The 11680-nt window shown below is 63.3% G+C and carries 11 protein-coding genes; 7 read left to right on the top strand and 4 right to left on the bottom strand.

Annotated features, from left to right (window positions below; all coding sequences use genetic code 11):
* Positions 1-89 precede the first annotated feature (89 nt).
* The 3 genes from yajC (at position 90) to secF (ending at position 3570) form a co-directional block, all read left to right on the top strand.
* Positions 90-419 carry a preprotein translocase subunit YajC gene (gene yajC, locus B0G75_RS22645; protein ID WP_007179286.1) on the top strand — a complete coding sequence of 110 codons (330 nt, stop codon included), beginning with the start codon at positions 90-92 and terminating at the stop codon, positions 417-419.
* Between the two features lie 118 nt (positions 420-537).
* A complete protein-coding gene (secD, locus tag B0G75_RS22640) occupies positions 538-2601 on the top strand; it encodes a protein translocase subunit SecD (RefSeq protein WP_106310529.1) in 2064 nt (687 codons plus the stop codon).
* 18 nt (positions 2602-2619) lie between these two features.
* Positions 2620-3570 carry a protein translocase subunit SecF gene (gene secF / locus B0G75_RS22635; protein ID WP_106310526.1) on the top strand — a complete coding sequence of 317 codons (951 nt, stop codon included), beginning with the start codon at positions 2620-2622 and terminating at the stop codon, positions 3568-3570.
* Positions 3571-3676: 106 nt separating this feature from the next.
* Here secF and B0G75_RS22630 read toward each other — a convergent pair whose 3' ends face one another.
* The 4 genes from B0G75_RS22630 to B0G75_RS22615 all read right to left on the bottom strand — a co-directional run bounded on the left by B0G75_RS22630 (position 3677) and on the right by B0G75_RS22615 (position 7003).
* A complete protein-coding gene (locus tag B0G75_RS22630; RefSeq protein WP_106310832.1) occupies positions 3677-4954 on the bottom strand; it encodes an MFS transporter in 1278 nt (425 codons plus the stop codon).
* A gap of 278 nt (positions 4955-5232) precedes the next feature.
* Positions 5233-5814, bottom strand: a complete 582-nt coding sequence (locus B0G75_RS22625) for a YceI family protein (protein WP_106310523.1) — start codon at positions 5812-5814, stop codon at positions 5233-5235.
* Positions 5815-5870: 56 nt separating this feature from the next.
* On the bottom strand, positions 5871-6434 hold the full coding sequence (locus B0G75_RS22620) for a YceI family protein (RefSeq protein WP_012431765.1): 564 nt from the start codon (positions 6432-6434) through the stop codon (positions 5871-5873).
* A gap of 8 nt (positions 6435-6442) precedes the next feature.
* A complete protein-coding gene (locus B0G75_RS22615) occupies positions 6443-7003 on the bottom strand; it encodes a cytochrome b (RefSeq protein ID WP_106310520.1) in 561 nt (186 codons plus the stop codon).
* 409 nt (positions 7004-7412) lie between these two features.
* Between B0G75_RS22615 and B0G75_RS22610 the strand changes: the two genes are divergently transcribed.
* Genes B0G75_RS22610 through B0G75_RS22595 form a run of 4 tightly spaced genes read left to right on the top strand, consistent with a single transcriptional unit; the run spans position 7413 to position 11268 of the window.
* Positions 7413-8198: a paraquat-inducible protein A gene (locus B0G75_RS22610; RefSeq protein WP_106310517.1), complete on the top strand. Its 786-nt coding sequence runs from the start codon at positions 7413-7415 to the stop codon at positions 8196-8198.
* Between the two features lie 7 nt (positions 8199-8205).
* Positions 8206-8868 carry a paraquat-inducible protein A gene (locus B0G75_RS22605; protein ID WP_106310514.1) on the top strand — a complete coding sequence of 221 codons (663 nt, stop codon included), beginning with the start codon at positions 8206-8208 and terminating at the stop codon, positions 8866-8868.
* Positions 8861-10519, top strand: coding sequence for an intermembrane transport protein PqiB (locus tag B0G75_RS22600; RefSeq protein ID WP_106310511.1), 1659 nt, complete (start codon positions 8861-8863; stop codon positions 10517-10519). The genes B0G75_RS22605 and B0G75_RS22600 overlap by 8 nt, the downstream gene beginning before the upstream one ends.
* Positions 10516-11268, top strand: a complete 753-nt coding sequence (locus B0G75_RS22595) for a membrane integrity-associated transporter subunit PqiC (protein WP_106310508.1) — start codon at positions 10516-10518, stop codon at positions 11266-11268. Before B0G75_RS22600 ends, B0G75_RS22595 begins: the two co-directional genes overlap by 4 nt.
* The last annotated feature ends 412 nt before the right edge of the window (positions 11269-11680 follow it).

Raw genomic sequence — 11680 nt, 5'->3', positions numbered from 1 at the left:
CCGATTCGCCGCGCCGACGCGCGTCGGGCCGGTGGTAGAATAACCGGCTGATTTTTTTGATCGTTTTGACTTATAACGGAGAGACCAACGTGTCGTTCATTTCCAATGCCTTCGCCCAAGGCACAGCAACAGGTGGCATTGAATCGAACCTGATGAGTTTCCTGCCGCTGATCCTGATGTTCGGCGTGCTGTACTTCATCATGATTCGCCCGCAAATGAAGCGCCAGAAGGAACATCGCAACATGCTCGCCGCGATGGCCAAGGGCGATGAAGTGGTGACGAATGGCGGCATCGTCGGCAAGGTGACCAAGGTGGGCGAAGCTTACGTCGGCGTCGAAATCTCGGAAGGCACGGAAATCACCGTGCAAAAAGCGTCGGTCACGACGATTCTCCCGAAGGGCACGATCAAGTCGCTGTAAGGCCTGCTCTCTCGCGTCCGGCGCGGCCTCGCCGGCGATTCTCGCGGAACCACGCTGAATCGCCCGCGCTCATCGCCGGACGCATCGCTTCCAAGCCAACCTTCCCGTTGGACCACTCATGAATCGTTACCCCCTCTGGAAATACGCCGTGATGCTGGTGGCTCTGGTCATCGGCCTCGTGTACACGCTGCCCAACCTGTTCGGCGAAGCGCCGGCGGTGCAGGTGTCGAGCGGCAAGGCAACGGTCAAGCTCGACTCGACCACGCTGTCGGCTGTCGAAGCCGCGCTCGCCGCCAATCAGATCAAGCCGGACGACGTCACGTTCGACAACTCGGCGACCAACGCGAACATCCGCGTGCGTCTGCCGGACACCGACACGCAGTTGCGCGTGAAGGACCTGCTGCAAAAGTCGCTGAACAGCGACCCGACCGATCCGCAGTACATCGTCGCGCTGAATCTGCAAAGCGCGTCGCCGCGCTGGCTGACCGCCTTGCACGCGCTGCCGATGTACCTCGGCCTCGATCTGCGCGGCGGCGTCCACTTCCTGCTGCAGGTCGACATGGCCGGCGCGCTGAACAAGAAGCTCGATTCGGACGCTTCGGACGCGCGCACGCTGCTGCGTGACAAGAACATTCGCGACGGCGGCGTGAACCGCGTCAACCAGTCGGTGGTGATCAATTTCGCCGACCAGGCCACGGCGGACAACGCGTCGAAGCAACTGAGCCGCAGCATCGCCGAACTCCAGTGGGCCTCGCAAGCCGGTCCGGACGGTGGCGTGCAACTGGTCGGCACGTTCACGCCGGCGGTGCAGAAAGCCGTGCAGGACGCCGCGCTCAAGCAGAACATCACCACGCTGCATAACCGCGTGAACGAACTCGGCGTGGCGGAGCCGGTGATCCAGCAGCAAGGCGCCGATCGCATCGTGGTCGAACTGCCGGGCGTGCAGGACACGGCGAAGGCGAAGGACATCATCGGCCGCACGGCAACGCTCGAAGCGCGCCTCGCCGATCCGGTCAACACGCATCCGAATCCGTCCGATCCGGTGCCGCCGGGCGACGAACTGTTCACGCAAGGCAACCAGACGCCGGTGCTGCTGCGCAAGCAGATCATCTTCACGGGCGACCGGATTATCGACGCGTCGGCGGGCTTCGACGAACATCAACGTCCTTCCGTCAATATCCGTCTGGATTCGGCCGGCGGCCGCGCGGTGGCCAGCGTCTCGCGCGACAACATCGGCAAGCCGATGGCCATGGTGCTGTTCGAAAAGGGCAAGGGCGAAGTGCTGACGGTGGCAACGATCCAGTCGGAACTGGGCGACCGCTTCCAGATCACCGGCCAGGCCACGCCGCAAGGCGCCGCCGACCTCGCGCTGCTGCTGCGCGCCGGTTCGCTGGCCGCGCCGATGGACATCATCGAAGAACGCACGATCGGCCCGAGCCTCGGCGCGGACAACATCAAGAAGGGCTTCCACTCGGTGGTGTGGGGCTTCGCGGCGATCGCCGTCTTCATGATCGCGTACTACATGCTGTTCGGCGTGATCTCCATGATCGGCCTGTCGGTCAACCTGCTGCTGCTGATCGCCGTGCTGTCCATGCTGCAGGCAACGCTCACCCTGCCGGGTATCGCCGCTATCGCGCTCGCGCTCGGTATGGCGATCGACGCCAACGTGCTGATCAACGAACGCGTGCGTGAAGAACTGCGCAACGGCGCGCCGCCGCAACTGGCCATCCAGAACGGCTACGCGCACGCCTGGGCGACGATTCTCGACTCGAACGTCACCACGCTGATCGCCGGTATCGCGCTGCTCGCGTTCGGCTCCGGCCCGGTGCGCGGTTTTGCGATCGTGCACTGTATCGGCATTCTGACGTCGATGTTCTCGGCGGTGTTCTTCTCGCGCGGCATCGTCAACCTCTGGTACGGCGGCAAGAAGAAGCTGAAGTCGCTGGCCATCGGCCAGGTGTGGCGTCCGGATACGGCGCCGGCGGGCTCGGCTGCTTACCTCGGTAGCGAAGACGCCGCGACCGACACGGCGCAAGCCGTCGCCGCGGTCGCTGCCAAGCCGTCGAAAGCGAGAGCTGCGGTCGCGCAGGCACGTGCCGGCAAGCCGACCGTGCGCCGCCGCAATGCGCCGGATTCGTCCGCTACGTCGAACACGCCGCAGAAACCGGGTTCATCCCGCTGAGTCCCGGAGAACAAGACCATGGAATTTTTCCGTTTCCGCAAAGACATTCCGTTCATGCAGCGTGCGTTGATTTTCAACGCGATCTCGCTGCTGACGTTCCTTGCTGCTGTGTTTTTCCTGCTGCATCGTGGGCTGCATCTGTCGGTGGAGTTCACCGGCGGTACGGTCGTCGAAGTGCAGTATCCGGGCGCCGCGCCGCTCGAACCGGTGCGCGCTACGCTGGGCAAGCTCGGTTACGCCGACGCCCAGGTGCAGAACTTCGGCACCTCGCGCGACGTGCTGATCCGCCTGCCGCTCAAGCAGGGCTATACCTCCGCGCAACAGAGCGATCAGGTGATGACCGCGCTGAAGGCCGAGACGCCGCAGGTGCAACTGCAACGCGTCGAGTTCGTCGGCCCGCAGGTCGGCAAGGAACTCGCCACCGACGGCCTGCTCGCGCTTGCCTGTGTGGTGGTCGGCATCGTGATCTACCTGTCGTTCCGCTTCGAATGGAAGTACGCGGTGGCCGGCGTGATCGCGAACTTGCACGACGTGATCATCATTCTCGGCTTCTTCGCGTTCTTCCAGTGGGAGTTCTCGCTGTCGGTGCTGGCCGCGGTGCTCGCGGTGCTCGGCTATTCGGTGAACGAGTCGGTGGTTATCTTCGACCGGATTCGTGAGACCTTCCGCCGCGAGCGCAAGCTGACCGTGATCGAGGTGATCAATCACGCGATCACCAGCACGATGTCGCGAACCATCATCACCCACGGCTGTACGCAGATGATGGTGCTGTCGATGTTCCTGTTCGGCGGCCCGACGCTGCACTACTTTGCCCTGGCGCTGACGGTCGGTATTCTGTTCGGTATCTACTCGTCGGTGTTCGTCGCCGCGGCGCTCGCCATGTGGTTCGGCGTGAAGCGCGAAGATCTGATCAAGGACAGGAAGGATCGCCCCGACGCGGACGATCCGAACGCGGGGGCGCAAGTCTGATCCTCTTGTAGCGTGAGACCTCGCAATGCAAAAGGCCGGTTCTCACGAACCGGCCTTTTGCGTTTACCGCCGCCCTTCACCGCAGCGGGACGACGCAGCGCCCGCTTTAACGAAAGCCGAGCTTGCGACGCGCCGCCATCAACGCGACGAGGCTCACGATCGCAGCGAAAATCAGGTAGTAACTCGGCGCGGCCTTCGAGCCCGTAACGCTGATCAGCCACGCGATGATGAACGGCCCGAAGCCGCCGAAGATCGTCACGGCGATGTTATAGGCCAGCGACATGCCGGTCGTGCGCGTTTGCACCGGGAACATCTCCGAAAGCAAACCTGGCAGCGCCGCGAAATACCCCGTCATCAGAAAGCCGAACACGATCTGCATGGTGATCAAGGTGCCGAAGGTCGGATGCGCGACCAGATACACGAAAGCCGGATAGATGAGGACAAGCAGCAGCAGCGCCGAGGTCAGCATGATCGTGGTGCGCCCGTGCCGGTCCGACAGATGGCCGATCAGCGGCGAGAACACCATCTGGATCAGGCCCGTCAACGCGATCGCCGAAAACGCGACCGAGGGCGCCAGTCCCAACTGCTTTACGCCGAACGTCGGCATGAACAGCACCAGATACGTCGATACCGTGCCGAGCACCACCACGCCGATCGCAATCAGCAGGCGCAATTTCTGGCTGGTGAAGGTGTCGCGCAGCGGCGTTTCGGTGGTTTCGGCCGCGAGAAACTCGGGCGTTTCGTCGAGCTTCGTGCGGATGTACCACGCGACCGGCCCGATCAGCAAACCAAAAAAGAACGGCACGCGCCAACCCCACGAACCCATCTGTTCCGGCGAGAGCTTGCCGGTGAGCAACATGCCGAAACCAGCGGCAAGCAGGGTGGTGAGCCCTTGGCTCGCCACCTGCCAGCTCGCGAAAAAACCGCGCCGCCCAGGCACGTGTTCCGCGAGGAACGCGGTGGCGCTGCCGAACTCGCCGCCCGCCGAGAAACCCTGCATCAGACGCGCCAGCACGAGGATCACCGGCGCCGCGAGGCCGATGCTTCGATAGGTCGGCAGGATCGCGATGATCAACGTGCCGGCCATCATCAGCAGGATCGAGAGCGTGAGCGCCGCCTTGCGGCCGGCGCGGTCGGCATAGGCGCCGATCACGATCGCGCCGAGCGGCCGCATGAAGAACGACACGCCGAACGTGCCGAGCGTGAGGAGCAGCGAGACCGTGTCGTTACCGGCCGGGAAAAACAGCTTCGCGATGATCACCGCGAAAAAACCGTACACCACCAGATCGAACCATTCCAGCGCGTTGCCGATCGAGGCCGCGATCACCGCGCGCCACGAATTCTGCCGGCTCCCCGCCAGGCTTGCTGCCGTCGTTGCGTTCATGCAGATCTCCAGGTCGCGCGAAATATTATTCATGTTGGCATGACGCCTGAAACGCCCGACTGGATGCGCGCACAACCAATACGGTGCCTGCGCTCTATGTACCCGAAAAATTAATGCGGCGCGAGTGCGAAATTGCGCGACGCCGCTGCATAAGGCTTCCGGCGTTCAAACGGTCAATAAAAAACCGCTTCGTCGCAAAAGCGAACGAAGCGGTTCTTTTGTTGCGGCGCAATGCGCGCTGCGATTAATGCCTTCAATCAAAGGCTCATCAAATCGCTTTATTGCTTGATGCCTTCGGATTGAATGTGCAGCTTGGTATCCATGCTGAAGCCGTACTTGGAGCCGAAATCCATGCCGTAATCGGCGCGGCTGAAATGCGCGCTCGCTTCCACGCCGCACACTTCGCGCTTGAGCACCGGATGCTGCATGCACTTGAACGAGTCGATCTTCAGATTCAGCGGCTTGGTGACGCCGTGCATCGTCAGGCTGCCGACAACTTCAACTGGCTTGTCGCCGTCGAATCTGATATCTGTGCCCTTATAGGTCGCCGACGGGTACTTGGCGACGTCGAAGAACTCGTTCGACTTCAGATGCTCGTCGAGCTTGCCGTTGCCCGTATCGATCGACGCCGGATCGACCGTCACGTCGACCGTGCCGGTTTTGGCCGCGCGGTCGAGCGTGACCGTGCCGGAGCTCTTGGTGAATTTGCCGCGCCACACCGAGAGGCCGCCGAAGTGATCGGCCTCGAAGCTCGGATACGTGTGCGTCGGGTCGAGCTGATAGGTATCGGCGGCCGCGAACGCGCCGAACGAGAAAGAAGACGCCAGCGCGCCGATGGCGATCAATACGGATGTTTTCAATTCACGCTCCTAGGTTCTCGAAGAAAGCTGCCGCGCCCGAACGGCGCGGCAAAACGTCACTTATGTGCTGCAACGATATGAAACTTGATGACCACCTCGTCCGCGACTACCGAGGTGTCTTTCCATTCGCCCGTGCCGATATCGAATTGCGAGCGCTTGATGGGCAGCGAACCGTCGAAGGTTTGCACGGCGCCTTGCTGCGACACCGTGACCGGCACCACCACCGTCTGCGATTTGCCCTTGATGGTCAGCTTGCCGGTGACCTTGAACTGGTTGCCGCCGGCCGGCGCGATCGCGCTCGAAACGAAGGTGGCGGTGGGATACGTCTTGGCGTCGAACCAGTCCTTGCCGCGCACCTGGTCGTTGTAGCTTTCGTCGCCGAGATCGTAGCTGGCCACGTCGATGCTGAGCTGCGCGGTGCCCTCGGCCGGTTTTGCCGGATCGAACTTGAGCTGCGCGGTGAATTTGCCGAACTTGCCTTCCACCGGCACGTTCATCTGCTTCGACGTCGCCGTCACTGAACTCTTCGCGACGTCGACTTGCGCGAGAGCGCTGCCGGCCACCGTCAGCGAGGCCGCGGCGAAGGCGGCGAGCATGTAGCGATAAAACGAGACCTTCATGGTTGTCCTTATTTGAGGAAAGGGAGCATGCGCGAGAGCAGGCCGTCGCGGTCCAGCCATTGATGCTTGAGCGCGGCCGCCACGTGCAACGCGACCAGCACGAGCAAGGTGTAATTCAGCGCGATATGCACGTTCTTCAGCAGTTCCTTGAGATGCGGGTCCGGCGCGATCAGGCGCGGCAGCGGAATCAGTCCGAGGTACACCACCGGGATGTTGGCCGCCGAGCTGTACAGATAGCCCGAGGCGGGAATCGCGATCATCAGCACGTACAGCAGCAGATGCGTGAGATGCGCGGCGCCGCGCTGCCAGACCGGCATGCGGCGCGGCATCACGGGGGCGCCATGCGTGGCGCGCCACAGAATGCGCAGGACGGCGAGCGCGAACACCGTCACGCCGATCCATTTGTGCCATGAGAAGTACTTCAGCTTGGTGGGCGTGAAGCCGGGAATATCGGTCATCACCCAGCCGAGCGCGAAGCCGCACACGATCAGCAGCGCGATTAGCCAATGCAGAGCGATGGCAGTCCGCGTGTACGACTCCCGGCTGCCGAATGAAGGATTGAGTGCCATGACAGGTCAACGCAAGCTAAGTGAGGTTAACGGCGCAGCCCGCACTGCTATTCCAGCGTTCGATGCACATGGCATCGACGCGTATTACGGGACCATGCCAGCTGCGGCATACGCCAAGGCGGCCATGCTACCCCAATCGGAAAAAACTGGCTGCAGCCCACGGATAGGGCGCGGACCGGCCGCTCCAGCGTGCAGGCGTCGGCATTGAACAATTGGGGACGGAGGCTGTCAGAGTTATACCGATTGCATGTAGGATCAACCGTCAGCCGAGAAGGCCATCGCCCGCCGCTCGCACCCGTGCGACGGTCAGTGCGACGGCCGGGCGCGTTTTGGTACTATCACGTTTTTATCAGACCTGCCATAGAACGGGCATTGCACGCTTCCTCTCACACCGTCGGCCCTTTGCCCTATGGACCATGACAATCTGATCGCGTGCCATGAATGCGATACGCTGTTCCGCAAGCCGAAGCTCGTCGGACGCACGGTCGCGCGCTGTCCGCGCTGCGGAGCGACGCTCTATCGCGGCGTGTCCCGCAAGCTCGACGCCATCAGCGCAATGACGCTGGGCGCGCTGATCACCTTCCTGATCGCGCAGGGCTTCCCGATCGTCGAACTCGAAACCAACGGCATCACCTCGCAGACCACGCTGTTCGGCGCGCTCGTCGCGCTGTGGGGCGAGGAGATGCAAATCGTCGCGGTCATGGTGTTCTGCTCGACCATTCTGTTTCCGCTGACTGAACTCGTCGCGCTGCTCTATGTGCTGATCCCGCTGCGCGCGGGCTATGTGCCGCCCGCCTTCAATCAGGTGCTGCGCGCCATTCAGTTCGTCCGCCCGTGGGGCATGATCGAAGTGTTCATGCTCGGCGTGCTGATCACGATCGTGAAGATGGTGAGCCTCGCGCGCGTGATTCCCGAAGCGGCGCTGTTCGCGTTCGGCGTGCTCACGCTGATGTTCGCGGTGGTGGTCACATTCGATCCGCGCATTCTGTGGGACCTCGCCGACGAACTCGGCGCCCGCAATCAGCGGCCGCTGCCGCGCACCTCCGCCGATAGCGCGGCGGCCGCCGTCGGTTCGGTTGCTGGCCCGCCCGCGCCGGCCGAAGTGCACACTGCCGCGGCGCCCGACGTCCGCACTGCACCGTCCGCCTTGCCGCCGGGCACGCCGCCGGTGCCGCCGACGACACGTCGAGGATGAGCACGCCATGAAATACGTCACCGCTAGACGCGCCGGCTTGCTTAGTTGCCACGCATGCGGACGCGTCGAACCGCGCATCCGCTCCATCACACCGCAGCACTGCGGACGCTGCGGCTCGCGCCTGCACTCGCGCAACCCCGACAGCCTGATGCGCACCTGGGCGCTGCTGATCGCCGCGGCACTCCTGTATATTCCCGCGAATCTGCTGCCGGTGATGCACACCTCGTCGCTGCTCGGTTCCGAAGACGACACCATCATGAGCGGCGTCGTTTATTTCTGGACCTCGGGCGACTGGCCGCTGGCGGTGATCGTGTTCATCGCCAGCATCATGGTGCCGATGCTCAAGCTGAGCGTGCTCGTGCTGCTGACCGTCACGGCGCAGCGTCGCTCGCGCTGGCGGCCCCAGCAGCGCACCACGCTTTACCGGATGGTCGAGCGGATCGGCCGCTGGTCGATGCTCGACGTGTTCGTCGTCACGCTGACCGTCGCGCTGGTGCGCTTCAAATCGCTTGCAGTCATTACGGCCGGCCCCGGCGCGATCGCCTTCGGCTCGGTGGTGATTCTGACCATGATGGCCTCGATGCAATTCGATCCACGGCTCATCTGGGACAGCGTAGAAGGGCGCGTGGACGGCAGTACCCAAAAACCTCAGGATCTCAAACATGACTAGCCCGCAAGAACCGACGCCCGCCTCCGATGCGCCGCGCAACGATTCGAACGGACCGAAGCTTCCGCCCCAACTCCCGGACCCTGAAATCGAGCCGCGCAGCCGCTGGCTGCCTTCGCTCGTCTGGGTGATTCCGCTGATCGCCGCGCTGATCGGCATCGCGCTCGTGATCAAGTCGGTGACCGCAAGAGGCCCGACCATCACGATCAGCTTTGTGAGCGCCGAAGGTCTCGAACCCGGCAAGACCAAGGTGAAGTACAAAGACGTCGATGTCGGCTCGGTCAAGACCATCACGCTGTCGAAAGATCTGTCCCACGTGCTGGTGCAGGTGCAATTGACCAAGGAAGGCGAAGACTTCGCGGTCAAGGATTCGCGCTTCTGGGTGGTGCGGCCGCGCGTCGGCGCGAGTGGCGTGTCGGGTCTCACCACGTTGCTTTCGGGCGCGTATATCGGCGCGGATGCCGGGCATTCGCCGGATACCGAGAAGAACTTCGTCGGTCTCGAAACCCCGCCGCCGATCACCGGCGGCCAGAAGGGCCACCAATTCGTCCTGCACGGCGACTCGCTCGGCTCGATCGACATCGGCTCGCCGATCTTCTACCGGCGCGTGCAGGTCGGCCAGGTGGTCGGCTTCTCGCTCGACAAGGACGGCACCGGCGTGACCATGCAGGTCTTCGTGTCCGCGCCGTTCGATCAATACGTCGGCACCAATTCGCGCTGGTGGCATGCGAGCGGCGTCGATTTGCGGCTCGACTCCAGCGGCTTCAAGCTGAACACGCAGTCGCTTGCCACGGTGATCGTGGGCGGCCTGTCGTTCCAGTCGCCGCCGGGTCAGGGCGTGGGCGCGCAGGCGCCGAACAACATGACGTTCCGCCTCGGCTCGGACGAAGCGGATGCGATGCGCGACCCGGACGGCGTGCCGCTGCGTGTGGTGATGAACTTCAACCAGTCGCTGCGTGGTTTGTCGATTGGCGCGCCGGTCGATTTCCGCGGCATCGTGCTTGGCCAGGTGACCAATATCGGCATCGACTACGATCCGAAGACCCGCAGCTTCACCATGCCGGTGACGATGAACCTGTACCCCGACCGCCTCGGCAAGCGCTTCCGCGAAACCGCGCCGGCACCGGGCAGCCTCGCGGGTCAAACCATGCTGCAGCAGCTCGTCAAACATGGTTTGCGTGGCCAGTTGCGCACCGGCAACCTGATTACGAGCCAGTTGTACGTGGCCGTGGATATCTTCCCGAAAGCGCCGCCGGCAACCATCGACGTGGCGAGCGATCCGCTTGAACTGCCGACGATTCCGAACACGCTCGACGAGTTGCAGCTCCAGGTCGCCGACATTGCGAAGAAGCTCGACAAGGTGCCGTTCGATCAGATCGGCAACAACCTGAACAGCGCGCTGAAGAACGCCGACCAACTCTTCACGCGCCTCGACAAGGAAGTCGTGCCGCAGGCCCGCGACACCCTCGCCGCCGCGAAGCAGACCTTTGGTTCGGCCGAGGCGACGTTGCAGCAGGACTCGCCGTTGCAGTCGGATGTTCATCAGGCGTTGCAGGAATTGACGCGCACGTTGCAGTCGCTGAATGCGCTGTCGGATTATCTGGAGCGCCACCCCGAATCGCTGTTGCGCGGTAAATCAGGAGATAAACCATGATGTTTGCCCGGCTTCCCCGCCCGTCGCGCGGGCTCGTGCGCGGCGCTGTCGTTGCCGGCGCCCTGGCCGGACTCGTGGCGCTGGCGGCGTGCTCGTCGCCTTCGAGCCGTTTTTATACGCTGGGCGCCGATAGTGCTGCCGGATCCGTCGCGCCGGTCAGCGCCCGGACCTCGGCCGCGCCGGCGTGGCTGCTCGAAGTCGCGCCGATCGACGTGCCGCCGCAGGTGTCGAAGAATCAGCTGGTGGTGCAGACGGGACCGACGCAGGTCAAAGTACTCGAGGAAGAGCGCTGGGCCTCGCTGCCGGGCGACGAGATTCGCCGGGCTTTGTCGACGAGTCTGACGCAGCAGCTCAACACGATCGATGTGTATGGGACGGCTTATCCGGATGGGACGCCGGTGTATCGGGTCAGCATGAACGTGCAGCGGTTTGAATCATGGCCGGGTTCGCATGCGTTGATCGACGCGGTGTGGAGTGTGCGGGCTGTGCGCAGCACGGCGGTGATGACTTGCCGGAGTGTGGTGAGTGAGCCGGTTAGCGGTGGGTATGATGCGCTGGTAGAGGGGCATCGGCGGGCGCTGCAGCGGATTTCCATGCAGGTGGCTTCTGCTGTGAAGGGTATGGCGGTGGCTGCTCCTATTGCTGCTCCGCAGGGGAAGGGTGGGGCTTCTGCTGGCAAAGCTGGGAACTTGGCTGTGCCGGTGCCGGCTTGTCCTTCTGATGGTGTGGCCGCTGTTGCTGGTGGTTGACAGTCTTTTGGTTTGGGGTCGGGGTTTGTAGTAGTTGGCCTTTCCTTGAATTGCTTGTGGTCTATTGGCGTTGCCCCTGTGCGGGGCGGCACCTACTTTCTTTGCCGCGGCAAAGAAAGTAGGCAAAGAAAGCCGCTTTGCACCGCCAGCCCATAAGCGGGTCCCCCGCACAGCCACGGTAGTGGTGCATCTGGAATCCGTGTTCTCGCACATTCCGCGTCAGTGACAAAGCAGTCATTCTTCCGGCGACGCTGCGCGCGCCGTGGCGGTACTTCATTAACCGGTGGGAGTGCAGGCGTCCGCCTGCACATGCTCTCCACGCGACGTCAAGGCGTGCCGCCGCCGCGGCGCGCTCCCACCATTCTCCCGGCGTGTCGCCGAGGCGAAGCCGACGGCCCCCGCCGCGCGTAAC

The sequence above is a fragment of the Paraburkholderia sp. BL18I3N2 genome (genome assembly GCF_003001875.1).
Lineage (GTDB): Bacteria > Pseudomonadota > Gammaproteobacteria > Burkholderiales > Burkholderiaceae > Paraburkholderia > Paraburkholderia phytofirmans.
Note: the sequence above shows the minus strand (reverse complement) of the source record. Positions and strands in the feature narration are given on the sequence as shown.